Raw genomic sequence first — 25216 nt, 5'->3', positions numbered from 1 at the left:
CCATCCTGTCGCGCACAATCCAAGAGGTGATTGATGCGCGCCAACTCGTCTGATCCACAAGACACCGTTACAGCAGAACAACCGATCAAACCCGAGCGTTTGCGCTGGCTGGATCGATTAAGCAAATACCGTCAGCCGATCGGTCTGGCCGTCACGTTGCTGCTGTTTGCCATTGCCCTGATTGCCTGCCGCCATCTGCTCGCCGAGCTCGATCTCTATGCGTTGCATGACTCGATTCTCGACGTGCCGAAACCGGCCCTGCTCGGCGCCATCGGTGCGACCGTGGTCGGTTTCATCATTCTGCTCGGCTATGAATGGTCGGCCAGCCGCTACGCTGGCGTGAAACTGCCGCCGCGCACGCTCGCCCTCGGCGGTTTCACCGCATTTGCGATTGGCAATGCGATCGGCCTGTCGCTGCTGTCCGGCGGCTCGGTTCGTTATCGTTTATATGCGCGATTGGGCGTCGGTGCGTCGGAAGTGGCGCACATGACGCTATTTGCCAGCCTCTCGCTGGGCTGCGCCTTGCCGCCACTGGCAGCGTTGGCCACCCTGAGCAACCTGCCCGCCGCCTCGCAAGCGCTGGGGCTGTCCGAAATCTTGCTGGGCTCGGTTGCCGCTGCCATATTGATCCTTGGTACGGTGCTGGCGATCGGCATCTATCGTCGTCGCCTGCCGGAACAACCCTACCCCGACAATCTGCTGGTCCGTGCCGGGCGGCGCACCCTGCGCCTGCCGGGTCGTCGTCTGACCTTTCTGCAACTGGTGATCACCGCCCTCGATGTCGCGGCTGCCGCCACCGTTCTCTACTTGTTGCTGCCGGAAGCGCCGCCGTTTGCGCCGTTCCTGCTGGTGTATCTGCTGGCCCTGGCCGCCGGTGTGCTCAGTCATGTACCTGGCGGCGTCGGTGTGTTCGAAGCGATTCTGCTCGCCGCGTTTGCCGACAAGCTTGGCGCCGCGCCGCTGGCCGCTGCACTGCTGCTGTATCGCCTGATCTACGTGGTGCTGCCGCTGCTGGTCGCTTGCGTATTGCTGCTGATCAACGAAGGCCAGCGCCTGTTTCAATCCCAGACCATGCGCGCGGCGTCCGGTCTGGCCGCGCCGGTTCTGGCGGTGCTGGTGTTCCTGTCTGGCGTGGTGCTGCTGTTTTCCGGCGCGACCCCGGAAATCGACACGCGCCTGGAGCACATCGGTTTTCTGATCCCGCATCGCCTGGTCGACGCCTCGCACTTCGGCGCCAGCCTGATCGGCGTCCTCTGTCTGTTGCTCGCCCAAGGTCTGCGTCGACGCCTGTCGGCGGCGTGGATGCTGACCACCATTCTGCTGCTGGTTGGCGCCCTGCTCTCGCTGCTCAAAGGCTTCGACTGGGAAGAAGCCACGCTGATGACGTTGACGGCCGCGCTGCTCGGCGTGTTCCGCCGCTCCTTCTACCGTCCGAGCCGTTTGACCGAACTGCCGTTTTCGCCGCTGTATCTGGTCGCCAGCCTGTGCGTACTGGGCGCTTCGGCCTGGTTGCTGCTGTTTGCCTATCAGGACGTACCCTACAGCCATCAGCTGTGGTGGCAGTTCACCCTCGACGCTGACGCGCCGCGCGGTCTGCGCTCGCTGCTCGGTGCGGCGGTGTTGCTGGTGATCATCTCGCTGACCTGGCTGCTGCGCACGGCGCGCCCGGTGATTCATTTGCCGACGCCGGACGAACTGGATCGCGCGGCGAAAATCCTCATGGCCTCGTCGCAACCCGACGGCGGCCTCGCGCTGACCGGTGACAAGGCGTTGCTGTTTCACCCCAACGATGAGGCGTTCCTGATGTACGCCCGCCGTGGCCGCAGTCTGGTGGCGCTGTACGACCCGATCGGGCCGAGCCAGCAACGCGCGGAAATGATCTGGCAGTTCCGCGATCTCTGCGACATCCATCACACCCGCCCCGTGTTCTATCAGGTGCGCGCGGAGAATCTGCCGTACTACATGGACATCGGCCTGACAGCGATCAAGCTCGGCGAAGAAGCCAGGGTCGATCTGCTGCGCTTCGATCTGGAAGCCAAGGGCAAGGAGATGAAGGACCTGCGCTACACCTGGAACCGTGGCACCCGCGATGGACTGTCGCTGGAAATCCATGAGCCGGGGCAGGCGCCGATGGACGAGCTGAAAGTGATCTCCGATGCCTGGCTGACCGGCAAGAACGTGCGCGAGAAAGGCTTCTCCCTCGGCCGTTTCAGCGACGATTACCTGAAGCATTTCCGCATTGCAGTGATTCGCTTCGAAGGCCGCCCGGTAGCGTTCGCCAATCTGCTCGAGACCTACAGCCACGATCTGGCCAGTCTCGACCTGATGCGCGCGCACCCGGAAGCGCCGAAGCTGACCATGGAATTCATGATGGTCGGCCTGATTCAACACTATAAGAGTCACGGATACGCGCGCTTCAGCCTGGGCATGGTGCCGTTGTCGGGGCTGCAACCCCGGCGCGGCGCACCGCTGACCCAGCGCCTGGGCTCGATGGTCTTCCGCCGTGGTGAGCAGCTGTACAACTTCCAAGGCTTGCGCCGCTTCAAAGACAAGTTCCAGCCCGACTGGGAACCCCGTTATATGGCCGTGCCCGCCGGACTCGATCCGCTCGTGGCACTGGCCGACACTGCTGCCCTGATCGCGGGCGGCTTGACCGGATTGGTGAAACGCTGATGATTCAACGCTCCCTGAAGTACATCCTGGCCGCCCTGCTGGTGCTGGCCGTGATTGCCGGCGGCGGTTACTGGTACCTCAAACGTCCGGCACCGGAACCGACCGTCGAACAACTGAAACCCGCCGATGGCACGGCCATGACCCGCGTGATCCCCGGCAACAAGCCGAAGGCTCAGGTGCTGGTGGCCGTCACCGACGAACAGAAGCTTTCCGAGAAACAACTGACCACCCTCAGCCGCAGCGCTTCGGCGCAGATCGTTCAGGTGATTCTGCCCAAGGACTGCCTGCTGCAAAGCCGCGCCCTGCAGTCGGGCCTGCGTGAACTGAATGGCCCGGCCACCCTGGTCAGCGGCATCGGCCCGGGCGCTGTGCTGGCGTGGCGCTGGCTGGCGGAACAGAAAGACGACAAGGCCCAGGCCGTCTCCGTCGATCTGGCCCTGGAAAAACCCGGCTGCACCCACCTGTTGCCAAAATCCGCCGCCCACGGCCACTGGCTGGTGGCGTGGAACGACAACCCGGACGACGCCAGCGCAGGCTTTGTGCGCGATCAGCCGAACGCCGAAACCAGCATCAGTGACTACGACATCAACCTGCCGCAAGTGCTGAACAACGAACTGCGCAAAATCCTCGTCGGCGGCGACAAGGCCAACGGCGGCCTGGCGATCCCGGTCGTGGAAGTGCCGGCCGGTCAGGCCAACGACACCGTGACCCTGTTCCTCTCCGGCGACGGCGGCTGGCGCGACCTCGACCGCGACGTGGCGGGCGAAATGGCCAAGATCGGCTACCCGGTGGTCGGCATCGACACCCTGCGCTACTACTGGCAGCACAAAAGCCCCGAGCAAAGCGCGCTCGACCTCACCGAACTGATGCAGCACTACCGGCAGAAATGGGGCACCAAACGCTTCATCCTCACCGGTTATTCGTTCGGCGCTGACGTCCTGCCGGCGATCTACAACCGCCTGCCAGAGAACGAACAGCAACGCGTCGACGCGATCATCCTGCTCGCCTTCGCCCGCACCGGCAGCTTCGAAATCGAAGTCGAAGGCTGGCTGGGCAACGCCGGCAAAGAAGCCGCGACCGGCCCGGAAATGGCCAAGCTGCCAGCGGCCAAGGTTGTGTGCATCTATGGCGAAGAAGAGACGGATGAAAGTGGCTGCACCGACAAGACTGCTGTCGGCGAAGCGGTGAAACTGCCCGGCGGGCACCACTTCGACGAGAACTACCCGGCGCTGGCCAAGCGCTTGGTGGATTTGATCCAGAAGCGTCAGAGCAAGGATTCGGTCGCCGAAGAGTGATCTGAAGCGCATCCACAAAAAGCCCCCGCAACTTCACGGTTGCGGGGGCTTTTTACATCCCAACAGACACCAAAATCCCTGTGAGAGCGAGCCTGCTCGCGAAAGCGGTGGGTCAGTTTACAGATTCGGCGACTGACACTACGCCTTCGCGAGCAGGCTCGCTCCCACAGAGAAAAAAGTGCCAGGTGTTTACTTTCGTTTACTTCCAGTCTCGCAATATCAGATGACGCCCACAGACCTTGTAGGCAAACTCCGAAACTCTTGTTGGGGCGCTTTGCCGCTCTATTGCGCTGTTTTTTGACGGGATACTCTCCGGACGTCGCTGACCCATTCAGCGATCGGGTGTGGTAACCCGGTTAAGCAAAGTGCAACAGTGCCTCCATCACGACATCAGGCGTTCTTTTACGCCTGTAATTTACTGTCATGGCAGCTGTACGTGGGAGACCTTCGGGTCTGCCGGTTTCTTTGCTCTCCCGGTTTACCACCCTGCGTACAGCTGCCACCCATTCGTGTGGTAACGAATGCGGCAGCTCCTCGTTTTAGGGAGCAAAACAATGAGCAAAGAAATTCCGTCAACGCCTTCAGACCTTACAACAATCGGCTTCACCCCTTTCCTCTACAACTCGGATCAAGCGTTCTTCAACGTCCGCTCCGGCGTCCCGATCATCGATGCCTTGTCCCAATCCTCCGACCTGCTATCCCTCGCCAAATCCTTCGCCGAGGACGCTGCCTTCATCAAAGACACCGACCGCCATGCCTGGGCTGCGCATTACCTGACCGTGATGGGCAAAGCCTTGGTTGATGACGTGATCCAAGCGCTGATCCCACGACCCGCGCGGACGAAGACTGAATCTGAAGCTGATCTGTCTGAACGCACCTCTTGATTCAACCCAATACCCTGTGGGAGCGAGCCTGCTCGCGAATGCGGTGGTTCAGCCACCACATGCTTCGACTGACACTACGCCTTCGCGAGCAGGCTCGCTCCCACAGGGAATCAGCGGTGGTTTGAGGGATTGGGCACAGGCACAAAAAAGCCCCCGCCAACCACAAGGCTGACGGGGGCTTTTCAGTTGAGGTCAGGCTTACATCTCCACCTGTGTCCCCAACTCAATCACCCGGTTCAACGGCAAATTAAAGAACCGCAAATTGCCATTGGCATTCTTCAACATGAACGCAAACAACGCCTCACGCCAACGGGCCATACCTTCCAGTTTCGAGGCAATCACCGTCTCGCGGCTGAGGAAGTAGGTGGTACGCATCGGGCTGAAATCAAGATCATCCAGATGACACAGCTTCAGCGCTTGCGGCACGTCCGGCTCGTCGGTGAAGCCGAAGTGCAGGATCACCCGGAAGAAACCCTCTCCGTGCGCTTCAACCTCGAAACGCCGCGATGGCGGTACGCGCGGGATGTCTTCGTAGACCACCGTCAGCAACACCACTTGCTCATGCAACACCTGGTTATGCAGCAGGTTGTGCAACAAGGCATGGGGCACGGCGTCGGAGCGTGCGGTGAGGAACACCGCGGTGCCTTGCACCCGATGCGGCGGTTGCACGCGGATGCTGCTGATGAAGATCGGCAGCGGCAGCGCGCCTTCGTCGAGGCGTTCGACCAGCAGCTGTTTGCCGCGCTTCCAGGTGGTCATCAGCACGAACAGCGCGATACCGGCGATCACCGGGAAAGCGCCGCCCTGGACGATCTTCGGTACGTTGGCAGCGAAATACAGACCATCCACCAACAGGAAGCCGATCAACACCGGCACCGCAAGGATCGGTGGCCATTTCCACAGCAGCAGCATGACCGCCGACACCAGAATGGTGGTCATCAGCATAGTGCCGGTCACTGCGACGCCGTAGGCCGAGGCCAGTGCACCGGAGGATTCGAAGCCCAGCACCAACAGCACCACGCCGACCATCAGCGCCCAGTTCACCGCGCCGATGTAGATCTGGCCTTGTTCGTCGCTGGAGGTGTGCTGGATGTACATGCGCGGGATGTAACCGAGCTGGATCGCCTGACGGGTCAGGGAGAACGCGCCGGAAATCACCGCTTGCGAAGCGATCACCGTGGCCAGGGTCGACAGGCCGACCAGCGGAATCAGCGCCCAGCTCGGCGCCAGCAGATAGAACGGGTTGCGCGCGGCTTCCGGGTTTTCCAGCAGCAATGCGCCCTGGCCAAAGTAATTCAGCACCAGCGCCGGCAGCACCAGCAGGAACCAGGCACGGGCGATCGGCTTGCGGCCGAAGTGGCCCATGTCGGCGTACAGCGCTTCCGCGCCGGTCAGCGCCAGCACTACCGCGCCGAGGATCGCTACGCCCATGCCTGGGTGCACGACGAAAAAATTCACCGCCCACATCGGGTTAAGCGCATGCAGCACTTCCGGCGTGTGGCTGATGCCGTACACACCGAGCGCGCCGAGGACGAGGAACCAGGTAACCATGATCGGCCCAAACAGAATGCCGATCCGCGCGGTGCCGTGGCGCTGGATTAGAAACAGCGCGACCAGCACCACCAGCGACAGCGGCACCACCCAGTGATCAATGCCGTCAAACGCCAGGCCAAGGCCTTCGATCGCCGACAGCACCGAAATGGCCGGGGTGATCATGCTGTCGCCATAGAACAGCGCCGCGCCGATCAGCCCGCACACCACCAACAGCGTGCGCAGGCGCTTGCGCCCCGCCGCTGCGCGCCGTGCCAGTGCGGTCAGCGCCATGATGCCGCCCTCGCCCTGGTTGTCGGCGCGCAGGACGAACATCATGTACTTGATCGAGACCACCCAGATCAGCGACCAGAAGATCAACGACAGAATGCCCAGCACACCGTCGTGATTGACCGGCACGCCGTAACCGCCGGAAAACACTTCCTTGAGGGTGTACAACGGGCTCGTACCGATGTCGCCATAAACCACCCCGACCGCCGCGACCAGCATGCTCAGCGGTCTGCTTGCCGAACCCTCGGCGCCCGCCGCATGACTACTTGCCTGACCCATCCAACACTCCTGATCTCGATACCGGCTTCTTTGAAGGAAGCACTATGCTTTGAGTTGCAGCATGCGCTGTTTTACCTGTTGTTACAGACCAATGATTGACTGCAAGAAATCGGCAAAGCTCAACGGCGCGAAGCATAGCGCAGCACTCGTCGTATTTCCCCGTATAAAGCTGGTCAAGTGCGTTGCCCGCCGCTAGAATTGCGCACTTTTTGATCAGAGGCGCGCCCTAAGCGCCCATCCGTCGGCTTGCGCACCAAGCAAGCGACGTCACAAAACACCGAGGTTAGACATGTCCACCACTCCTGCGCCGGCCAATCCAAAGGTTGGCTTTGTATCTCTGGGTTGCCCGAAAGCACTGGTCGACTCCGAGCGCATCCTGACCCAGCTGCGCATGGAAGGCTATGACGTGGTGTCCACCTATCAGGACGCCGACGTCGTGGTGGTCAACACCTGCGGTTTCATCGATTCGGCCAAGGCCGAGTCGCTGGAAGTGATCGGCGAAGCGATCAAGGAAAACGGCAAGGTCATCGTTACCGGCTGCATGGGCGTGGAAGAAGGCAACATCCGCGACGTACACCCGAGCGTGCTGGCCGTGACCGGCCCGCAGCAGTACGAGCAAGTGGTCAACGCCGTGCACGAAGTGGTGCCGCCGCGTCAGGATCACAACCCGCTGATCGACCTGGTGCCGCCGCAAGGCATCAAACTGACCCCGCGCCACTACGCGTACCTGAAGATTTCCGAAGGCTGCAACCACAGCTGCTCGTTCTGCATCATCCCGTCGATGCGCGGCAAACTGGTCAGCCGTCCGGTCGGTGATGTGCTCGACGAGGCGCAGCGCCTGGTCAAATCCGGCGTCAAAGAGCTGCTGGTGATCTCGCAAGACACCAGCGCCTACGGCGTCGACGTGAAATACCGCACCGGCTTCTGGAACGGCGCGCCGGTGAAAACCCGCATGACCGAGCTGTGCGAAGCGCTGAGCACGCTGGGCGTCTGGGTGCGCCTGCACTACGTTTACCCGTACCCGCACGTCGACGAGCTGATCCCGCTGATGGCCGCCGGCAAGATCCTGCCGTACCTGGATATCCCGTTCCAGCACGCCAGCCCGAAAGTCCTGAAGTCGATGAAACGTCCGGCGTTCGAAGACAAGACCCTGGCACGCATCAAGAACTGGCGCGAAATCTGCCCGGACCTGATCATCCGTTCGACCTTCATCGTCGGCTTCCCGGGCGAAACCGAAGAAGACTTCCAGTACCTGCTCAACTGGCTGACCGAGGCCCAGCTCGACCGCGTCGGCTGCTTCCAGTACTCGCCGGTGGATGGCGCACCGGCCAACGATCTGGATCTGGAAGTGGTCCCGGACGACGTCAAGCAGGATCGTTGGGAGCGCTTCATGGCGCACCAGCAGGCGATCAGCTCGGCACGCCTGCAGATGCGCATTGGTCGTGAGATTGAAGTGCTGGTGGATGAGGTGGACGAGCAAGGCGCGGTCGGCCGTTGCTTCTTCGACGCCCCGGAAATCGATGGCAACGTGTTTATCGACAACGGCAGCAACCTGAAGCCGGGCGACAAGGTCTGGTGCAAGGTGACTGACGCTGACAAATATGATCTGTGGGCTGAGCAGATCTGATCTGAAGATCAAAAGCCCCTCACCCCAGCCCTCTCCCAGAGGGAGAGGGAGCTGACCGTGTTGTTCTTTCTAGGTACATCGACCTGAGCTATCCGGTCGAACTCAGGTTTGAAAAGCACGAAGTTCAGCTCCCTTCCCCCTCGCCCTCTCTGGGGGAGAAGGGACTGATCGAGGTGCTCTTCAGAATGACGGCGACTTGAAATATCGAGTCGAACTCAGGCTTTGAACAGCACCAAGATCAGCTCCCTTCCCCCTCGCCCCCTCTGGGGGAGAGGGTTGGGGTGAGGGGGAGAGATCTTGCTGGCGACAGAAATAGCCAGCCAGACACCGCAACAAATCCAAAAAGCCCCGCTCTTTTCCGAGATACGGGGCTTTTTTGCGGCTATCGTTTAGCGGGGGACGGACTCCCTTGAACCGCACAAGAGGCACACGCACATGCGTCAGCATTCGGTCATCCACACACCGAAACTCAGCGATTACCAGGAACTGACCCGGGTCTGGGAGGCCTCGGTTCGCGCGACACATGATTTTCTGCCGGACAGCTATATCGAGCTGCTGCGCAATCTGGTGCTCACCCGCTATCTCGACGCGGTAATGCTGATCTGCACCAAGGACCGCCAGCAGCGCATCACCGGGTTTGCCGGTGTGGCGGCGGGCAAGATTGAAATGCTGTTCATCGATCCTGATCATCGTGGTCAAGGCTTGGGCAAGCAGTTGCTGCGCTATGCGATCGAACGGCTCAACGCCGATGAACTCGACGTCAACGAACAAAATCCGCAAGCCTTGGGTTTTTACGAGAAACAGGGCTTCGAGGTGATCGGCCGCTCCGACGTCGATGGCATGGGCCAGCCGTATCCGCTACTGCATATGCGCCTGCGGCAGTCCCAGCAGCGCGCGAACCATGCCTGACACAACCTGGAACCCTGTGGGAGCTGGCTTGCCAGCGATGCAGACGCCGCGGTGTACGAGAAATACCGAGTTGATACCATCGCAGGCAAGCCAGCTCCCACAGGGAATACCAACACCCTGCAAATGGAACCGGGCTTAACCGCTTCCACACAGGTACAATGCCCACCCCTTTTTTGTTACGGCCCCGTCATGACTGACCCGATTCGCCTCTCCAAACGCCTCATCGAACTGGTCGGTTGCTCCCGCCGGGAGGCCGAGCTGTTCATCGAAGGCGGCTGGGTCACTGTGGACGGCGAAGTCATCGATGAGCCGCAATTCAAGGTCGGCGAGCAAAAGGTCGAGCTCGACAAGGACGCCAAGGCCACCGCGCCGGAGCCGGTGACCATCCTGCTTAACGCGCCCGCCGGCATGGATGTCGACAGCGCCATGCAATCGCTCAGCGCCGAAACCCTCAGCGAAGAGCATCGCTACGGCAAGCGTCCGTTGCGCGGGCATTTCCTGCGCCTGACCGCCAGCGCCGACCTGCAGCCCAAGGCCAGCGGCCTGCTGGTGTTCACCCAGGACTGGAAAATCCTGCGCAAGCTCACCGCCGACGCTGCGAAGATCGAGCAGGAATACATCGTCGAAGTCGAAGGTGAGATGGCTGCCCACGGCCTCAATCGCCTGCAGCATGGCCTGACGCACAAGGGCAAGGAGCTGCCGCCGGTCAAGGCCAGTTGGCAGAACGAAAACCGTCTGCGCTTCGCCATGAAAAACCCGCAGCCGGGGATCATCGCGCAGTTCTGCGAAGCGGTCGGCCTGAAGGTCATCGGCATCCGCCGCATCCGCATCGGCGGCGTCTCGATCGGCAAGGTCCCGGTTGGCCAATGGCGCTACCTGTCCGGCAAAGAGAAGTTCTAGAACTTCCACTGCCGCCACACATTCCGGCAGCGCCCGCGAGCGCTGCCCACAACGCATCAGGAATACCGACATGGTTCATAACGACGTACTGCGCAGCGTGCGCTACATGCTCGACATCAGCGACAAGAAAGTTGTCGAGATCATCAAACTGGGCGGCATGGACGTCACGCTCGCCGATGTCATCACCTGGCTCGACAAGAAAGAAGAAGACGAAGAAGGCTTCGTACGCTGCCCGGACGAAGTCATCGCGCACTTCCTCGACGGCCTGGTGATCTTCAAACGCGGCAAGGACGAAAGCCGTCCGCCGCAGCCGATCGAAGTGCCGGTGACCAACAACATCATCCTGAAAAAACTGCGTGTGGCCTTCGAACTGAAAGAAGACGACATGCACGCGATCCTCAAGGCCGCCGAGTTTCCGGTATCCAAGCCTGAACTGAGCGCGCTGTTCCGCAAGGTCGGCCACACCAACTATCGGCCGTGTGGCGATCAGTTGCTGCGTAACTTCCTCAAGGGTCTGACCCTGCGCGTTCGCCCGGCCTGATGCCCTTCTGCGGTGGCGACTGATGGTCGCCACCGCAGCGCATGACCGTTCATTCCCTTCGAAAATAGTGGCTCCGTTTTTTGCGGCTGGCGACTAGGGTGTATTGACCCCTAGCCCTCAGGACTCGCCATGCATCCCTACTTTTCCCTGCAAGGCCGCACCGCTCTGGTGACCGGCGGCACCCGTGGTATCGGCAAAATGATCGCCAAGGCCTTTGTCGAGGCTGGCGCCCGAGTGTTCGTCTGCTCCCGCGACGCCGAAGCCTGTCATCAAACGGCGCAAGAACTCAGTGCCTTCGGCACTTGCCACGGCGTGGCGGCGAATCTGGCCACTGAAGAAGGCGTGCGGGAACTGGCCGCGCGCCTGGGCGAGCAGATCACTCATCTGGACATTCTGGTGAACAATGCCGGCACCACGTGGGGCGCGCCGCTGGAGAGTTATCCGGTCAAGGGCTGGGAAAAGGTCATGCAGCTCAACGTGACGTCGGTGTTCAGTTGCATCCAGCAGTTTCTGCCGTTACTGCGCAAGGCTGGCTCGGCAGCGAATCCGGCGCGGATCATCAATATCGGTTCGGTGGCGGGGATTTCTTCGTTTGGCGAGCAGGCATATGCCTATGGGCCGAGCAAGGCCGCCCTGCATCAGTTATCGCGCATTCTGGCGCGAGAACTGGTGAGCCAGCACATCAACGTCAACGTGATTGCGCCGGGACGATTTCCGAGCAAGATGACCCAGCATATTGGTAATGATGAGCAGGCATTGGCTGAGGATACTGCGCTGATTCCGATGAAGCGCTGGGGGCGTGAGGAAGAGATGGCGGCGCTGGCGATCAGCCTGGCGAGTACGGCGGGGGCTTATATGACCGGGAACATCATTCCTCTTGATGGTGGGTTCAGCCTCTGACATCGGCGGTGTGACTATCGCTGGCAAGCCAGCTCCCACAGGGTTCTTGGGTGTTTGAACAATCCAGGTTCACTCAAAAACCTGTGGGAGCTGGCTTGCCAGCGATGGCGTCCGCCCTGTCACCACCAGACTTGAAGCGAGCCGGGTTATCATGCCCGCCCTACCCCGCTTCGATCCCAGACCATGACTTACAGCGTCTCCCCCATCGGCTTCGTGCGCTCCTGCTTCAAGGAGAAGTTCGCCATCCCCCGCCAGCCACAACTGGCCCCGGCCGCCCGTGGCGTGCTGGAACTGGTCGCGCCGTTCGACCAGGGTGACGCCGTGCAGGGGCTGGAGCAGGTCAGCCATGTGTGGCTGTTGTTTCTGTTCCACCAAGCCCTGGAAGACAAACCGCGACTGAAAGTGCGCCCGCCACGCCTGGGCGGCAACAAGTCGATGGGCGTGTTCGCCACCCGCGCCACGCACCGGCCGAACGGCATTGGCCAGTCGGTGGTGAAGCTGGACAGGGTCGAAGGTAATCGGCTGTTTATCTCCGGGATCGATCTTCTCGACGGCACACCGGTGCTGGATATCAAACCGTACGTGCCGTACGCCGACATCATCCCTGGGGCGACCAATGACATCGCCAGCGCGGCGCCGCACTTGATCGACGTGCAGTGGGCGGAGTCAGCCTTGAAACAAGCGCACACCCACGCTCAGCGGCTTGAAGAGCCATTGGTTGAGCTGATTGAACAATGTCTGGCTCAGGATCCGCGTCCGGCGTATCAGACACCGGCGCCGGAACGTGAATATGGTGCGCAGTTCTGGGATCTGGACGTGCGCTGGCATTACCCGACGCCCGAACAGATCCGCGTGCTGGAAGTCATCCCGGCCAAGGCATAAAACCCGCAAACGAAAAAGCCCGCGCTGCCTTCTCAGGCAACGCGGGCTTTTACTGTCACACCCAAAAACCAACTGTGGGAGCGAGCCTGCTCGCGAAGGCGTCGTGTCAGTCAACATCAATCTTAATGACAGACTGCTTTCGCGAGCGGGCTCGCTCCCACAGGTATCGCAGGTTATTTTTCGACGAACGCACGCTCGATCAGGTAATCACCCGGCTCGCGCATCCGCGCCGAGATCTTCAGGCCGAAGCTGTCGAGCACTTCGCTGGTCTCGTCGAGCATGCTCGGGCTGCCGCAGATCATCGCGCGGTCGTCCTGCGGGTTGATCGGTGGCAGGCCGATGTCGCTGAACAGCTTGCCGCTGCGCATCAGGTCAGTCAGGCGGCCCTGATTCTCGAACGGCTCGCGGGTCACGGTCGGGTAGTAGATCAGCTTGTCACGCAGCGCCTCGCCGAAGAATTCGTTCTGTGGCAAATGCTCGGTGATAAATTCGCGGTAGGCGACTTCGTTGACGTAACGCACACCGTGAACCAGGATCACTTTCTCAAAGCGCTCGTAGGTTTCCGGGTCCTGAATGACGCTCATGAACGGCGCCAGACCGGTGCCGGTGCTCAGCAGGTACAGGTGCTTGCCCGGGTTCAGGTCATCAAGAACCAGCGTGCCGGTAGGCTTCTTCGAGATGATGATCTCGTCGCCTTCCTTCAAGTGCTGCAGCTGGGAGGTCAGCGGACCGTCCTGCACTTTGATGCTGAAGAACTCGAGATGCTCTTCCCAGTTCGGGCTGGCGATCGAGTAAGCGCGCATGAGCGGGCGGCCGTTGGGCTGTTGCAGGCCGATCATCACGAACTGACCGTTCTCGAAGCGCAGGCCCGGATCGCGGGTGCACTTGAAGCTGAACAGAGTGTCGTTCCAGTGATGAACACTGAGGACACGCTCGTGGTTCATGTTGCTCATGTACGTTTGACTCCTGGAGATTGGTCTGCGCGGCTCAATGAGGCTTAACGTGCGCAATTGCATCGCATTCTAATAGCGACGACAATATCTGTTAACTGGATTATTAAGATAAGGGTTATCGGTTATATCGATATGCGATTTACTCTCCGTCAACTGCAAGTCTTCGTCGCCGTCGCCCAGCAGGAAAGCGTATCCCGTGCTGCGGGTCTGCTCAACCTCTCGCAATCGGCGGCCAGCACTTCGATCACCGAGCTCGAGCGCCAGTCCAGCTGCCAGCTGTTCGACCGCGCCGGCAAACGCCTGAGCCTCAACGCCCTCGGCAAACAACTGTTGCCCCAAGCGGTCGCCCTGCTCGACCAGGCCAAGGAAATCGAAGACCTGCTTAATGGCAAATCCGGTTTCGGCTCGTTATCAGTGGGGGCGACGCTGACCATCGGCAACTACCTGGCGACGCTGTTGATCGGCAGTTTCATGCAGCGCCACCCGGAAAGTCAGGTGAAGCTGCACGTGCAGAACACTGCCAATATCGTGCAACAGGTCGCCCACTACGAAATTGATCTGGGTCTAATCGAAGGCGATTGCAGCCACCCGGACATCGAAGTGCAGAGTTGGGTCGAGGATGAGCTGGTGGTGTTTTGCGCACCGCAGCATCCGTTGGCCAAACGCGGCAGTGCGACAATGGAAGAGCTGACCCATGAGGCATGGATTCTGCGGGAACAGGGTTCCGGCACGCGGCTGACCTTCGACCAGGCCATGCGTCACCATCGCAGCGCGCTGAATATTCGTCTCGAGCTGGAACACACCGAAGCGATCAAACGTGCAGTGGAATCTGGCTTGGGGATTGGCTGCATTTCGCGGCTGGCGCTGCGCGATGCCTTCCGGCGCGGCAGTCTGGTGCCGGTGGAGACGCCGGATCTGGACCTGGCGCGGCAGTTCTATTTCATCTGGCACAAACAGAAGTACCAGACTTCAGCGATGCGCGAGTTTCTCGAGCTGTGCCGAGCATTCACCGCCGGGGTGCAGCGCAGCGACGAGATCGTTTTGCCGACGATTGCTTAAAGCAGAATCACTGCCCACACCAAAGCGATCATGCTCAGTGCGACAAATTGCGCGGCACTGCCCATGTCCTTGGCGTTTTTCGACAGCGGGTGCAATTCCAGCGAGATGCGGTCAATGGCCGCTTCCACCGCCGAATTCAGCAACTCGACAATCAGCGCCAGCAAACACACGGCAATCAACACCGCCTGCTCGACACGGCTGACATTGAGGAAAAATGTCAGCGGAATCAGCACCACGTTGAGCAGCACCAATTGGCGGAACGCCGCTTCGCCGGTGAAGGCAGCGCGCAGGCCATCGAGCGAATAGCCGGACGCGTTGAGGATGCGTTTCAGGCCGGTCTGGCCCTTGAAAGGTGACATAAGAAAGAAACCAGCCAAAAAGGTGTGGGGAAGCTAGATCAACGAAAGTCAAAAAAGCGTGAAACCGCCAGCCATCACTGGCTCGGAATTGACTCAAGTTGTTGCAGCAGTAAAGCCGCTTGCGTGCGAGTGCGCACGTTCAATTTGCGAAAGATCGCCGTGACGTGGGCCTTGATGGTCGCTTCCGACACGCTCAGCTCATAGGCAATCTGCTTGTTGAGCAGACCTTCGCAGACCATGGTCAGCACGCGGAACTGTTGCGGCGTCAGGCTGGCGAGGCCATCACTGGCAGCTTTGGCCTCATCCGACACGCTGACTGCTTCGAACGCTTGCGGCGGCCAGAACACGTCGCCATCGAGCACCTTGCGCACCGCTTCCTGAATTACGCTCAGATCGCTGGACTTGGGAATGAAACCACTGGCGCCGAACTCGCGGGATTTGACCATCACCGAGGCTTCTTCCTGGGCAGAGACCATCACCACCGGAATCTGCGGATACTGCCCGCGCAGCAGCACCAGCCCGGAAAAACCGTAGGCGCCGGGCATGTTCAGGTCCAGCAGAACCAGATCCCAGTCAGCCTTTTCAGTCAGGCGAGCTTCCAGTTCGGCAATGCTCGCCACCTCCACCAGTCGCACGTCCGGGCCAAGGCCCAGCGTCACCGCTTGGTGCAGGGCGCTGCGAAACAGGGGGTGATCATCGGCAATCAGGATGTCGTATGTGGCCATTTTTCAAATGATCCTGTTTTTGATGGCAGACGCGGTAGATTCCGGTCTGGCCAAAGCAACTCGAGACAACGCTTGGAAGCGATATCCACAGGGGCACGTTCGACGCCAATCAACAGCAAACACGGCGTCTCAAACCTTGGCCGCACCCTAATCGGCGCCAAGCATGCCCAGCGCAGCCGGGGTGGTCAAGCAAGATGGCCAGCGCTGTCGACAGTATGGGCCACTATCGGGCCAACGCCGGCTGCGGCTTTCGTATATAGGGCAGCAGCTCGGCATGGGCGGGCGTCGATTCATTCATGTCCAGTTGCTGCTTGGCACCGAGGTAATGCTGGCTGAACACATCGAAATAAGCATCCAGCGCCGAGGCGGCATCGCTGTCACCGGCCAGCTCCAGGCACAACGCAGCGACTTCGGCGGTGCACAGGTGCTCGCTGCGGGTCGAACGGCGCAAGCGATAGCGCGAGAGTTTGTCGGGCAGCAGGCTGAGGATTGGCAAGCGGTCGAAATACGGACTCTTGCGAAAAATCTTGCGCGCCTCCGTCCAGGTCGCATCGAGCAGAATGAACAGCGGGCGCTTGCTGCTATCGACTGTCACCGTGTTGGTCACCCGTGACGGTTCGACATACTCACCCGGAAACACCAGGTACGGCTGCCATTGCGGATCGTTGAGCAGTGCAAGCATCTGCGGGTCGGGCTCGGTGCGTGACCAGATGAACGCATGGTTGTCGCGCACCACATCGGCAATCAGCCAACCGGTGTTGCTTGGCTTGAACACTTCCTTGCCGGTCATGATCAGGCACACGCCGGAGCGGGTGTCGACGCTTGGCCGCCACGCGCACAGGCAATGACTTATGATCACTCGGCAATCGCGGCAACGCTCGGAGCGAAAGCCGCGCGCCTGAATCGGCTTGATACCTTCGTCCTCGCGCTGATCGCGCAGGCGGGCCACGGCGTTGGGGGCATGGATCATCGCAGGCAACACCGGCAGACAGGGAAACTCGACACGAACGACACTCGGCAGGGCAATAAAGGCCGGCAGTTTACCAGAGCGACGGCCACAAGCCTGTACCGTCCAGACCGGCTCCCCTATAATTCGCCGCCACTGAACGCACCGCCCCGTGACGGGTCGAACCACCAGTCACCGAATCAGGAGAGTTTCATGCTGCGCCTTATCGTTCCCACCGCTGCCATTCTGCTGGCGTCGTCCTTTACCGCTCAGGCTGCGTCCCTGAGTGAGCAGAATCTGAACCGAGAGCTGCGCAACGTCGCCGCCCAAAGCAGCGTCGGCACGCCACGGGCGATCAATGAAGACATTCTTGATCAAGGCTACACCGTCGAAGGCACGCAGCTGATCAACCATCTGAGCGTGCAAAAGAGCCACGCCGACAAGATGCGCGCCGATCCCAAGGCTGTGTATTTCCAGTTGGGCGCGTCGGTGTGCAACAACCCGTCGTACCGCAAGCTGATGGCCAAGGGCGCGATCATGCGTTACGACTTCACCGAAGTGAAAACCAACAAAGCGATCGGCTCGGCCAGCTACCAAGAATCCGATTGCCCGAAAGCCGCGCCAGCGAAGAAGAAGTAATCAGCGCGAAGCCTTGGCGCGCCGCTGTTCATCCTCGGCGCGCAGTTCCGCCACCAGCGCCTGCAGATAGCGCGAGCGACGCTCGCCGCCGGCCAATCGTCGGCAGCACTCTTCTTCGAGACTCAATTGATGCGTCTCGGCCGACTCCTGCAACATTCGATACAGCTGCGTATCGATCTCCAGAACCACTCTGACCATGCATCCCGCCTCCTTGCCACCCACGAATCCTTGAATTGCTTTGCCTTGCGCAAGCGCAAGGTTGTCTTGCGACGTCTGTATTTGAGTAAATCAGAGTGATGGCCCTTTGCGATACGTTCAGACGAGCGGCGGGGCTTTGGCGCAAATCAGTAAGCGGTTGCCAGACAAAACGTTACAGCGCACTGTTCAAGTCAGCGCGAATGCGTGCGAGGGTCTAGATTGAGAGTATTCCCGATCATTCGTTAACGGCAGAAATGGAACTGCCGGCCCTGTGTGTTTTTGCAGTGCGACCCGGACGCTGGTTGTCCGGGCTACCCGCCCTGTACAGAAGGAGACGTTGAATGCCTTATCAACCGAATGACCTCTTGAGCCGTCATTTTCAGGAAAGCGGCGACCTCATCAGCCAGGTCGAAGCCCAACTCAGTCATATTTCCACCAACAGCCCGAACATCCCCATCTACCGTGACATGATCCTGACCGTGCTGCGCATGGCTCAGGAAGACCACAACCGCTGGAACGCCAAGATCACCCTGCAAGCCCTGCGTGAACTGGAGCAAGCATTTCGTGTACTCGAGCAATTCAAGGGGCGGCGCAAAGTTACCGTGTTCGGCTCGGCACGTACGCCAGTGGAGCATCCGCTGTATGCAATGGCCCGCGAACTCGGCGCAGCACTGACACGCGCAGAGATGATGGTCATCACCGGCGCCGGCGGCGGCATCATGGCCGCCGCCCACGAAGGAGCCGGACGTGACCACAGCCTGGGTTTCAATATCACCCTGCCCTTCGAGCAACATGCCAATCCCACCGTCGACGGCACCGACAATCTGTTGCCCTTCCACTTTTTCTTCACCCGAAAACTGTTCTTCGTCAAAGAGGCTGACGCGCTGGTGCTGTGCCCGGGCGGGTTTGGCACCCTTGATGAAGCGCTGGAAGTGCTGACGCTGATTCAGACCGGCAAAAGCCCATTGGTGCCGGTGGTGTTGCTGGATGTTCCGGGCGGGACGTTCTGGCAAGGCGCGCTGGACTTCATCCGCAATCAGCTGGAAGAAAACCGCTACATCCTGCCGACCGATATGAAGCTGATGCGACTGGTCTACAGCGTTGAAGAAGCGGTGGAAGAGATCAATCAGTTCTACAGCAACTTCCACTCCAGCCGCTGGCTCAAGCGGCAATTTGTGATTCGCATGAACCACAAGCTCAGCGATCAGGCGCTGGCGCAGATGCAGGAGGAATTTGCTGATCTGTGCCTGAGCGACCAGTTCCACCAACATGCCTACAGCGGCGAAGAACACGACGATGCACAGTTCAGCCACCTGACGCGGCTGGCCTTTGCCTTCAATGGCCGTACCCATGGTCGTCTGAGGGAGTTGGTGGACTTTATCAATCTGCCGGAAAACTGGGCCGATTCAAAACCGCCCACTGCACAACGCTCACGCGAGCCTTTCAACGTAATTTGAAGGCAAAAAAAAGGCCCGCTATTTTCTAAAAAATAGCGGGCCTTTTTTGTTGAATCGGTCTAATCGTCCATCCCTCGACCGCTGAACAAGCGGTTGATCATCTCCATCGAGAACCCCCGATACGCCAGAAACCGGCCTTGCCTGGCCCGTTCTTTCGCATCAATCGGTAAATGTCCGGAGAACTTGCGTTGCCACGTATCCTGAAGCTGCGCCTGCCAATTGATACCACTTTCGCGCAGGGCGACTTCGATATCGGTACGTTGCAAACCCCGCTGGCTGAGCTCCTCACGAATTCGCAGAGGGCCATAGCCGGAACGGGCTCGGTAGGAGACAAAGCTTTCAAGGTAACGGGCTTCGGAAAGCAGACCCTCTTCCGTCAAACGGTCGAGGGCTGTTTCGATCAGCTCCGCCTCGGCGCCGCGCTGACGCAGCTTACGCGTCAACTCGACTCGACCATGCTCGCGACGTGCGAGCAGGTCCATGGCGGTTCGCCGCACCGCGACGAGGGTATCCAGTACGGCGGTGGTCATCGCTGGTATCAGAGATCAGCGTCGGCCAGGTCGTCTTCGGTCTCTTTGACCGCCGACGCCTTGGAATCCGCGATCACCGCTGGCGACAGCAGCTTGTCACGCAGCTGCTTCTCGAGCTTCGCGGCGATTTCCGGGTTGTCCGCCAGGAACTTGGCCGAGTTGGCCTTGCCCTGACCGATCTTGGTGCCTTCGTAGGCGTACCAGGCGCCGGACTTCTCGACAAAACCGTGCAGCACACCCAGGTCGATCATCTCGCCGTTGAGGTAAATGCCTTTGCCGTAAAGAATCTGGAACTCGGCCTGACGGAACGGCGAAGCCACCTTGTTCTTCACAACCTTGACGCGGGTTTCGCTGCCGACCACTTCGTCGCCTTCCTTCACCGCGCCGGTACGGCGGATGTCGAGACGAACCGAGGCGTAGAACTTCAGCGCGTTACCACCGGTGGTGGTTTCCGGGCTGCCGAACATCACGCCGATTTTCATACGGATCTGGTTGATGAAAATGACCAGGCAGTTGGCGTTCTTGATGTTACCGGTGATTTTACGCAGCGCCTGAGACATCAGACGTGCTTGCAGGCCGACGTGCATGTCGCCCATTTCACCTTCGATTTCAGCCTTCGGCACCAGTGCGGCCACGGAGTCGACGATGATCACGTCAACGGCGTTGGAGCGCACCAGCATGTCGGTGATTTCCAGGGCCTGTTCGCCGGTGTCCGGCTGGGAAACCAGCAGGTCGTCAACGTTGACGCCCAGCTTGCCGGCGTACTCTGGATCGAGCGCGTGCTCGGCGTCGACGAATGCGCAGGTCGCGCCGGCTTTTTGCGCCTGGGCGATCACGGACAACGTCAGCGTGGTTTTACCGGAGGATTCAGGACCGTAGATTTCAACAATACGGCCTTTTGGCAGACCGCCGATGCCGAGTGCGATGTCCAGACCCAGAGAGCCAGTAGAGATGGCCGGGATCGCCTGACGGTCCTGATCGCCCATACGCATTACGGCACCCTTGCCGAATTGACGTTCGATCTGACCCAGGGCCGCAGCCAAGGCTTTCTTCTTGTTGTCGTCCATTAAAGTCCTCACGTAATCAATAAGGCCTGACGGCCAACACCTGTATAAGTAGCCAGTATTATTCCACAGCGTTCGAAGATCGCCTACCCCTGATTTTCGATTTCTCGTGCCGCTAGTCGCACAAGCCCCTCTAGCGCGGCCTTCACCGTTTGTCGGCGGACTTCATCACGACCACCGGGGAAGTGCTGAACCTCGCTATAAACCTCATCGCCAACACCCCAGGCCAGCCACACTGTGCCCACCGGTTTGTTCGGCGTGCCACCGTCGGGGCCGGCGACACCGCTGACCGCCACGGCAAAATGCGCCAGGCTGTGATGCTGCGCACCACGCACCATGGCCTCGACCACCTCCCGACTGACCGCTCCTACCGTTTCGAACGAATCGGCCGGCACATCCAGCTGCCGGGTTTTCTGCCGATTGGAGTACGTCACGTAACCTGCTTCAAACCAGGCCGAACTGCCCGGAATCCGCGTAATCGCTTCGGCGATACCGCCACCGGTACAGGACTCGGCGGTAGTGACATGAGCATTGAGCACTTGCAGACGTCGGCCCAGTTCTGCGGCCAGTTGGGTGGTCTCTTTCACGGCGAGCTCCGGATCGTGTGGAATGCCTCCACCGTACACGAGCCGGACGCGCTTTCAATACACAGAATCATTCAAGATGTTCGGGCGCCAGCGCTCTGACATAGGCCTGACAGGCCTGCAACGCAATCAATCCACGGTCGCCGGTGTCGGTGATGGCGATAATTCGTTGAGCATGCGCCGGGTCAAGTCGGGCGCGTACGGTTGCAGGATCCACGCCGCTGGTGCCGGCGGCGGCTGGCACCGCACAGCCGTGGGCAACGTCGCCGGCGTCGAGAAGGACTGACAGCCGCACATCGGCAGTAGCAAGGCGATCGCGCAAGCGATCCTGATCACGTTGGGCATCGCTCAGCGCTCGATAATGGGTTTGCTCACTGGCCGCGAGCCGCTGCTCCAGTGCCAGGCGTCTATCCTGCTCGGCCTGTTGCGCGGTGGCGGCGGTCTGCGTCAGTTGATTGAGGGTTTCGGCGTTTAACCGCGCCTGCTCGGCCAATTGCCGCCCGTAGCGCCAGTCCTGAAACTGCCATGCCGCTGCAAACGCCCCGGCCACCAGCAGCAACAGACCCATCACGCGCCAGGAGCCGGACATAGCACCGCCCTCGCCCGTGCCCAGATCTCGAGTCGATCCTGCAAGCCATTCAACCCGCCGTTGATCCGGCGGGTGATGGTGTTGAACTGGTCCGCATCGGCCAGTTCATTCAGGCCCTTCTGCGCCCAGAACCACGCCGCCGATTCGGCCGCCCATTGCGGTTGCTCGAGCAATTCGGGCAATGCCAACAGACGCTCATCGCCAAACAAGCCGAGACTGCATTGGCGATAGTTGGCGCGACCGGTGATTTGGATGAGCCCACGCCCCCGGTACTTTTGCCCGTCGCCATCCGCCTCGGGCGTATTGCCCAGACGCAGCGCCAGCGTGCCGGTGTCGTATTTGCTCAGGTACTGGTTGTTGCCCAGTTCGCGCACGTAACGCAATTGGCCCGACTCGTGACCGACCTGTGCCAGAAACGCCGCGATGCGCTTGGGCGTATCGATGCGCTGCCTGGCCATCGCAGCGTTGAGTGCAGAAACAAAAACGCCCGCTTGGGAGCGGGCGTTGGGCATGATGTCGATAAGGTGTTTTTCAGTTAATTGCATGATGCTTGATCCTCCCTGGATGTTGTCCCGATTGAATCACGGCTGGCGGCTGATGCTTGCCAGCCATTGTTTTCCGGAGTTTTCCGCGAAAGTATTCGTGAAGTGACGCTGGGTCAGAGCGCCGCTACCAACCAGCGCGGCGCCACCGGGCGATGTTCGCTGAAGGGAAAAGAGGCCCCTTGCGGCCAATCGCGTAATTCACGTCGATAGGCTTGCAGTTCAGCATATTGTTCAGTAGTCAGCGTCGTGCCACCGCCATCCTCCAGTTCATCGCGATCGCGTGCAACCATGCCATCGGTGGCTGCCAATTGCGCATCACGCCATAGACGCTCCATGTCCTCGACTTCTTTTGCCGAGGGTGGAGGTGGATCAACCAGAATCGGGTAGCCGTTGTCCGCACGCACCCCGATCATTTTCGCGCTGACCGCCAGTTGCTGCAGCAGCGAGATCCAGTAGCCCTGAGGAATTTCGATGACGTCGTCGGGGATGTCCGTCGAGTTGATGCCGGGTACGTAAACACCCCGGGTGGTGGCGCTGAATAAAACGTTGAAGTTGTCCATTCAATAGCCCTTTACAAAATAGTTGACGGTGCAATTGGCAGCCAACTGCGCATTCGCGTCGCGAATTTTCAAGGTGCAGCCCTGCTGATTGGCGGCATTCAGCACGATCATTGCGGTGTCACCTCCCGCATGTGTGGCCACGAGCGAGAAATAGGCCCTCGGAAACGAGATTGGGAATGTCACGTAGACCAGTCCCGCAGCATTCGACAGACCTGAGCCCCATTGATCGATATTGCCGCTGGCATGTTTTTGATATCCCTGGGCACTCGTCAATCCGGAAAAAAGCGAGGCATATTTCAGACTCGCCGTCCCGTGTACCGCCCAGGCTCCACTTTCCCTCACGATGGTGGCGCTCTCGCCACTGTTGATCACGATCGAGCTCAACAAGACGCCTTGCGGGCTTATTTTTGCGGCACCCGGGTGAGCAATCGTGACAGGAGCATTGCTGCGGCAGTGAAAGACGATGGCGGCGCCCATAGGAACCTTGTCAATTTCCGGCAGGGTCACGGTGTAAGGCGAGTTACCACCCAGACCTAACGACCAGCCCAAGTCAGCGAGCGTCAGTTGCGTAGTAGCAAGGATGTCACGCGCCCCCGCGTAGCTGCCAAGAGCTCGCTGAACAAACTCGCAAGTCGCCGCCGAACGGCTGACATCAAAAGGTGCTGCGGTCTTGAACAACTGAGCGCCGCGCAGTGCGCCTAGCAATTGCGCGTTGGACGCCTCACTCGGCGTCAACCCGCCGGCTTGAACGACGCTCAGGATTTCCTGGGTAACACCATTGCCCCAACTCGCCGGAATCAGCGATCCCGGTCTGCCGTTCAGCGGGTCTTCATCAACAAAGCTACCGTCCACCAACCCTGCGCTGGGGACGCTTTTTGGGTAATCCATTACTGTTCTCCTGTTTTGATAGCGAGCCATGCGGGTGCCAGAGGGCGGGCATTCAACGCCGGGAAAAGCGCTGAGTCAGGCCAGTCGCGCAATGCCTGTCGGTACTCAAGCAGTTCCAGATACTGCGTGGGCTTGAGCGATGTGCCGCGTCCCATATCCTGTTCATCGCGATGCCGCGTGACTAACCATTCGGTCGTGGCCAGAGAGGCTTGGCGCCAGACAAGTGCGGCCGCAGGTTCCTCTTCCGCAACAATGGGAGCCTGAGCTACCACACGGCTCTGCTGTGCAGGCAGTTCTTCGGCGCCTGTCGGAAGCCCGGTGATCGGCGCACCGATCTCGACCTCTTGACCCTCCGGCACGCGAACCATCGTCTCGACGAAGGATGGAGCAAACAGCTCGCAGATGGCGTACTCACCGGCGTCGATCCGTTCGACGACCACGCCGTTCTCGACCCGTGCATAAATGGCCATTATTCATACTCCCAGATTTCACAGAATGCGTTGCCGCCGGCGCCACTGAGTACGGCAGCCGAAGCGTTGGTCGAACAGGAGCCGCTGCCGCCGGAACCGCGTCCGCCGGTGATGCCAATCCCGTTGACCCCCACTCGGGTACCACCGCCGTCATACGGGCTGGCACCGCCCGCACCCGAGAGGACGCCCCAATTGGCGTTGTACATTGCGTATTCGCCGGGTGCGCCCCGAGCATTCGCAAGATTGCCGCCTGTGACTGCTTGCCCTCCTGCACCGCCCTGAACGAAACCAACTGTTGTGGCTGTTACGGCGACGGTAAGGACCTGCCCGCCTCCACCGCCCGCAGCGCTCATGTAGGTGCCGAACGAAGCACCTCCGCCGGCCAGCCCCATCACATTACTCGCAGCGCCACCGCCACCCAGCGTAACGGGCACGCCTGCAAGTATTTCCGGGGTCACGTCGTACAGGCTTTGAGCAAAGGCCCCAGAGCCTCCGCCACCACCAATACCCTGATAACCGGCGGCAACGGGCGAACACCCACCACCGCTCCCCCCCGCGCCGACCAGCCGCACATGGATCCTCTTGGCTTTGGGGTTTGGCTTGTAAAGCGTAATCCCGACCTTCTCGAACTGCCTGACCGCCAACAGCCGCCCCACCGCATCGGTGATGCCGTAACCGGCCAATGTGGTCGGGGTATTTTTCAGTTTGGTGAAATCGACCAGTGCACCGATCGCACTGGCGAGTTGATCCGTTTTGGCCTCATCGGGTGTCAACCCGGCCGCCTTGATCACGTTGAGAATCTCTTGTGTAACGCTGTTGCCCCACACCGCCGGAATCAACGAACCCGGTGTCCCCGCCACCGGGTTTTCATCGACGAAGCGGCCATCGACCAGTCCGACGCTGGGTACGCTTTTTGGATAATCCATAAGATGTTCGCTC

General features: G+C 60.3%; 27 protein-coding genes. 12 read left to right on the top strand and 15 right to left on the bottom strand.

Translation table 11 applies throughout. From position 1 onward, the window contains the following. Positions 1-33: 33 nt before the first annotated feature. The 3 genes from mprF (at position 34) to ASG55_RS02300 (ending at position 4852) form a co-directional block, all read left to right on the top strand. The gene (gene mprF, locus ASG55_RS02310) at positions 34-2673 is read left to right on the top strand and encodes a bifunctional lysylphosphatidylglycerol flippase/synthetase MprF (protein ID WP_056783328.1); all 2640 of its coding nucleotides are present in this window, start codon (positions 34-36) and stop codon (positions 2671-2673) included. Beyond that, positions 2673-3968 carry a virulence factor family protein gene (locus ASG55_RS02305; RefSeq protein WP_056783327.1) on the top strand — a complete coding sequence of 432 codons (1296 nt, stop codon included), beginning with the start codon at positions 2673-2675 and terminating at the stop codon, positions 3966-3968. The genes mprF and ASG55_RS02305 overlap by 1 nt, the downstream gene beginning before the upstream one ends. Before the next feature lie 554 nt (positions 3969-4522). Next, complete coding sequence (locus ASG55_RS02300; protein ID WP_056783324.1) at positions 4523-4852, top strand: DUF3077 domain-containing protein; 330 nt, start codon at positions 4523-4525, stop codon at positions 4850-4852. A gap of 198 nt (positions 4853-5050) precedes the next feature. On the opposite strand, the gene ASG55_RS02295 is transcribed toward ASG55_RS02300, so the two are convergent. Then, a complete protein-coding gene (locus tag ASG55_RS02295) occupies positions 5051-6892 on the bottom strand; it encodes a potassium transporter Kup (protein WP_370695135.1) in 1842 nt (613 codons plus the stop codon). 349 nt (positions 6893-7241) lie between these two features. Between ASG55_RS02295 and rimO the strand changes: the two genes are divergently transcribed. The 6 genes from rimO to tsaA all read left to right on the top strand — a co-directional run bounded on the left by rimO (position 7242) and on the right by tsaA (position 12711). Further along, positions 7242-8579, top strand: a complete 1338-nt coding sequence (gene rimO / locus ASG55_RS02290; protein ID WP_056783320.1) for a 30S ribosomal protein S12 methylthiotransferase RimO — start codon at positions 7242-7244, stop codon at positions 8577-8579. 435 nt (positions 8580-9014) lie between these two features. Further along, positions 9015-9488, top strand: a complete 474-nt coding sequence (locus tag ASG55_RS02285; protein ID WP_056783318.1) for a GNAT family N-acetyltransferase — start codon at positions 9015-9017, stop codon at positions 9486-9488. A 189-nt stretch (positions 9489-9677) separates the two neighbouring features. After that, positions 9678-10388, top strand: coding sequence for an rRNA pseudouridine synthase (locus tag ASG55_RS02280; protein ID WP_056783317.1), 711 nt, complete (start codon positions 9678-9680; stop codon positions 10386-10388). Between the two features lie 70 nt (positions 10389-10458). Next, a complete protein-coding gene (locus tag ASG55_RS02275) occupies positions 10459-10929 on the top strand; it encodes a DUF1456 family protein (RefSeq protein ID WP_056783315.1) in 471 nt (156 codons plus the stop codon). A 129-nt stretch (positions 10930-11058) separates the two neighbouring features. Then, entirely contained in the window at positions 11059-11829 is a 771-nt protein-coding gene (locus ASG55_RS02270; protein WP_056783313.1) for an SDR family oxidoreductase, read from the top strand. 183 nt (positions 11830-12012) lie between these two features. Further along, positions 12013-12711 (top strand): tRNA (N6-threonylcarbamoyladenosine(37)-N6)-methyltransferase TrmO, encoded by a 699-nt coding sequence (gene tsaA, locus ASG55_RS02265; protein ID WP_056783311.1) that lies wholly within the window; start codon positions 12013-12015, stop codon positions 12709-12711. Between the two features lie 173 nt (positions 12712-12884). Here the strand turns inward: tsaA and fpr are convergent, their stop codons facing one another. Then, positions 12885-13664 (bottom strand): ferredoxin-NADP reductase, encoded by a 780-nt coding sequence (gene fpr, locus ASG55_RS02260; RefSeq protein WP_007908723.1) that lies wholly within the window; start codon positions 13662-13664, stop codon positions 12885-12887. Between the two features lie 132 nt (positions 13665-13796). Between fpr and ASG55_RS02255 the strand changes: the two genes are divergently transcribed. Further along, positions 13797-14723: a LysR family transcriptional regulator gene (locus tag ASG55_RS02255; protein ID WP_024011881.1), complete on the top strand. Its 927-nt coding sequence runs from the start codon at positions 13797-13799 to the stop codon at positions 14721-14723. Here the strand turns inward: ASG55_RS02255 and ASG55_RS02250 are convergent. The 3 genes from ASG55_RS02250 to ASG55_RS02240 all read right to left on the bottom strand — a co-directional run bounded on the left by ASG55_RS02250 (position 14720) and on the right by ASG55_RS02240 (position 16777). Next, a complete protein-coding gene (locus ASG55_RS02250; RefSeq protein WP_042607041.1) occupies positions 14720-15082 on the bottom strand; it encodes a diacylglycerol kinase in 363 nt (120 codons plus the stop codon). The genes ASG55_RS02255 and ASG55_RS02250 overlap by 4 nt on opposite strands. Before the next feature lie 74 nt (positions 15083-15156). Further along, complete coding sequence (gene erdR, locus ASG55_RS02245; RefSeq protein ID WP_016771412.1) at positions 15157-15807, bottom strand: response regulator transcription factor ErdR; 651 nt, start codon at positions 15805-15807, stop codon at positions 15157-15159. A 223-nt stretch (positions 15808-16030) separates the two neighbouring features. Further along, positions 16031-16777, bottom strand: coding sequence for a tRNA-uridine aminocarboxypropyltransferase (locus ASG55_RS02240; protein WP_056783309.1), 747 nt, complete (start codon positions 16775-16777; stop codon positions 16031-16033). Positions 16778-16966: 189 nt separating this feature from the next. Here ASG55_RS02240 and ASG55_RS02235 point away from each other — a divergent pair, with 189 nt between their 5' ends. Further along, entirely contained in the window at positions 16967-17392 is a 426-nt protein-coding gene (locus tag ASG55_RS02235) for a PA3611 family quorum-sensing-regulated virulence factor (RefSeq protein WP_007908738.1), read from the top strand. Here ASG55_RS02235 and ASG55_RS02230 read toward each other — a convergent pair whose 3' ends face one another. Continuing rightward, entirely contained in the window at positions 17393-17590 is a 198-nt protein-coding gene (locus ASG55_RS02230) for a hypothetical protein (protein ID WP_016770569.1), read from the bottom strand. It abuts the gene before it with no gap. Positions 17591-17931: 341 nt separating this feature from the next. Between ASG55_RS02230 and ASG55_RS02225 the strand changes: the two genes are divergently transcribed. Then, on the top strand, positions 17932-19047 hold the full coding sequence (locus ASG55_RS02225) for a TIGR00730 family Rossman fold protein (RefSeq protein WP_056783307.1): 1116 nt from the start codon (positions 17932-17934) through the stop codon (positions 19045-19047). Positions 19048-19106: 59 nt separating this feature from the next. Here ASG55_RS02225 and recX read toward each other — a convergent pair whose 3' ends face one another. From recX to ASG55_RS02180, 9 genes are all read right to left on the bottom strand, one after another. Then, positions 19107-19577: a recombination regulator RecX gene (gene recX, locus ASG55_RS02220; RefSeq protein ID WP_056783304.1), complete on the bottom strand. Its 471-nt coding sequence runs from the start codon at positions 19575-19577 to the stop codon at positions 19107-19109. Positions 19578-19585: 8 nt separating this feature from the next. Then, complete coding sequence (gene recA / locus ASG55_RS02215; RefSeq protein ID WP_024011876.1) at positions 19586-20644, bottom strand: recombinase RecA; 1059 nt, start codon at positions 20642-20644, stop codon at positions 19586-19588. A gap of 83 nt (positions 20645-20727) precedes the next feature. Then, positions 20728-21228, bottom strand: a complete 501-nt coding sequence (locus ASG55_RS02210; protein WP_056783302.1) for a CinA family protein — start codon at positions 21226-21228, stop codon at positions 20728-20730. Between the two features lie 67 nt (positions 21229-21295). Continuing rightward, entirely contained in the window at positions 21296-21814 is a 519-nt protein-coding gene (locus ASG55_RS02205; protein ID WP_056783300.1) for a lysis system i-spanin subunit Rz, read from the bottom strand. Beyond that, positions 21793-22359: a glycoside hydrolase family 19 protein gene (locus ASG55_RS02200; protein ID WP_056783298.1), complete on the bottom strand. Its 567-nt coding sequence runs from the start codon at positions 22357-22359 to the stop codon at positions 21793-21795. Before ASG55_RS02200 ends, ASG55_RS02205 begins: the two co-directional genes overlap by 22 nt. A 113-nt stretch (positions 22360-22472) precedes the next feature. Beyond that, positions 22473-22919 (bottom strand): phage tail assembly chaperone, encoded by a 447-nt coding sequence (locus ASG55_RS02195; RefSeq protein ID WP_056783296.1) that lies wholly within the window; start codon positions 22917-22919, stop codon positions 22473-22475. Further along, positions 22920-23807, bottom strand: coding sequence for a gp53-like domain-containing protein (locus tag ASG55_RS02190; RefSeq protein WP_056783294.1), 888 nt, complete (start codon positions 23805-23807; stop codon positions 22920-22922). Further along, on the bottom strand, positions 23807-24277 hold the full coding sequence (locus tag ASG55_RS02185) for a phage tail assembly chaperone (RefSeq protein WP_056783291.1): 471 nt from the start codon (positions 24275-24277) through the stop codon (positions 23807-23809). The genes ASG55_RS02190 and ASG55_RS02185 overlap by 1 nt, the downstream gene beginning before the upstream one ends. After that, on the bottom strand, positions 24277-25203 hold the full coding sequence (locus tag ASG55_RS02180; protein ID WP_056783289.1) for a glycine-rich domain-containing protein: 927 nt from the start codon (positions 25201-25203) through the stop codon (positions 24277-24279). The genes ASG55_RS02185 and ASG55_RS02180 overlap by 1 nt, the downstream gene beginning before the upstream one ends. Positions 25204-25216: the final 13 nt, after the last annotated feature.

Origin of the sequence: Pseudomonas sp. Leaf434 (assembly GCF_001425545.1) — a bacterium.
In the GTDB taxonomy this organism is placed as follows: domain Bacteria; phylum Pseudomonadota; class Gammaproteobacteria; order Pseudomonadales; family Pseudomonadaceae; genus Aquipseudomonas; species Aquipseudomonas siliginis.
Note: the sequence above shows the minus strand (reverse complement) of the source record. Positions and strands in the feature narration are given on the sequence as shown.

Excerpts from the sequence above, each read along its gene's own strand:
- ASG55_RS02280 (WP_056783317.1), top strand. The coding sequence starts at position 9,678 with ATGACTGACCCGATTCGCCTCTCCAAACGCCTCATCGAACTGGTCGGT.
- recA (WP_024011876.1), bottom strand. The coding sequence starts at position 20,644 with ATGGACGACAACAAGAAGAAAGCCTTGGCTGCGGCCCTGGGTCAGATC.
- ASG55_RS02285 (WP_056783318.1), top strand. The coding sequence starts at position 9,015 with ATGCGTCAGCATTCGGTCATCCACACACCGAAACTCAGCGATTACCAG.
- tsaA (WP_056783311.1), top strand. The coding sequence starts at position 12,013 with ATGACTTACAGCGTCTCCCCCATCGGCTTCGTGCGCTCCTGCTTCAAG.
- ASG55_RS02275 (WP_056783315.1), top strand. The coding sequence starts at position 10,459 with ATGGTTCATAACGACGTACTGCGCAGCGTGCGCTACATGCTCGACATC.
- ASG55_RS02195 (WP_056783296.1), bottom strand. The coding sequence starts at position 22,919 with ATGGACAACTTCAACGTTTTATTCAGCGCCACCACCCGGGGTGTTTAC.
- ASG55_RS02270 (WP_056783313.1), top strand. The coding sequence starts at position 11,059 with ATGCATCCCTACTTTTCCCTGCAAGGCCGCACCGCTCTGGTGACCGGC.
- ASG55_RS02295 (WP_370695135.1), bottom strand. The coding sequence starts at position 6,892 with ATGCTGGTCGCGGCGGTCGGGGTGGTTTATGGCGACATCGGTACGAGC.
- ASG55_RS02255 (WP_024011881.1), top strand. The coding sequence starts at position 13,797 with ATGCGATTTACTCTCCGTCAACTGCAAGTCTTCGTCGCCGTCGCCCAG.
- ASG55_RS02235 (WP_007908738.1), top strand. The coding sequence starts at position 16,967 with ATGCTGCGCCTTATCGTTCCCACCGCTGCCATTCTGCTGGCGTCGTCC.
- ASG55_RS02230 (WP_016770569.1), bottom strand. The coding sequence starts at position 17,590 with ATGGTCAGAGTGGTTCTGGAGATCGATACGCAGCTGTATCGAATGTTG.
- recX (WP_056783304.1), bottom strand. The coding sequence starts at position 19,577 with ATGACCACCGCCGTACTGGATACCCTCGTCGCGGTGCGGCGAACCGCC.
- ASG55_RS02205 (WP_056783300.1), bottom strand. The coding sequence starts at position 21,814 with ATGTCCGGCTCCTGGCGCGTGATGGGTCTGTTGCTGCTGGTGGCCGGG.
- rimO (WP_056783320.1), top strand. The coding sequence starts at position 7,242 with ATGTCCACCACTCCTGCGCCGGCCAATCCAAAGGTTGGCTTTGTATCT.
- fpr (WP_007908723.1), bottom strand. The coding sequence starts at position 13,664 with ATGAGCAACATGAACCACGAGCGTGTCCTCAGTGTTCATCACTGGAAC.
- erdR (WP_016771412.1), bottom strand. The coding sequence starts at position 15,807 with ATGGCCACATACGACATCCTGATTGCCGATGATCACCCCCTGTTTCGC.
- ASG55_RS02250 (WP_042607041.1), bottom strand. The coding sequence starts at position 15,082 with ATGTCACCTTTCAAGGGCCAGACCGGCCTGAAACGCATCCTCAACGCG.
- ASG55_RS02180 (WP_056783289.1), bottom strand. The coding sequence starts at position 25,203 with ATGGATTATCCAAAAAGCGTACCCAGCGTCGGACTGGTCGATGGCCGC.
- ASG55_RS02190 (WP_056783294.1), bottom strand. The coding sequence starts at position 23,807 with ATGGATTACCCAAAAAGCGTCCCCAGCGCAGGGTTGGTGGACGGTAGC.
- mprF (WP_056783328.1), top strand. The coding sequence starts at position 34 with ATGCGCGCCAACTCGTCTGATCCACAAGACACCGTTACAGCAGAACAA.
- ASG55_RS02200 (WP_056783298.1), bottom strand. The coding sequence starts at position 22,359 with ATGCAATTAACTGAAAAACACCTTATCGACATCATGCCCAACGCCCGC.
- ASG55_RS02225 (WP_056783307.1), top strand. The coding sequence starts at position 17,932 with ATGCCTTATCAACCGAATGACCTCTTGAGCCGTCATTTTCAGGAAAGC.
- ASG55_RS02300 (WP_056783324.1), top strand. The coding sequence starts at position 4,523 with ATGAGCAAAGAAATTCCGTCAACGCCTTCAGACCTTACAACAATCGGC.
- ASG55_RS02185 (WP_056783291.1), bottom strand. The coding sequence starts at position 24,277 with ATGGCCATTTATGCACGGGTCGAGAACGGCGTGGTCGTCGAACGGATC.
- ASG55_RS02240 (WP_056783309.1), bottom strand. The coding sequence starts at position 16,777 with ATGATCCATGCCCCCAACGCCGTGGCCCGCCTGCGCGATCAGCGCGAG.
- ASG55_RS02305 (WP_056783327.1), top strand. The coding sequence starts at position 2,673 with ATGATTCAACGCTCCCTGAAGTACATCCTGGCCGCCCTGCTGGTGCTG.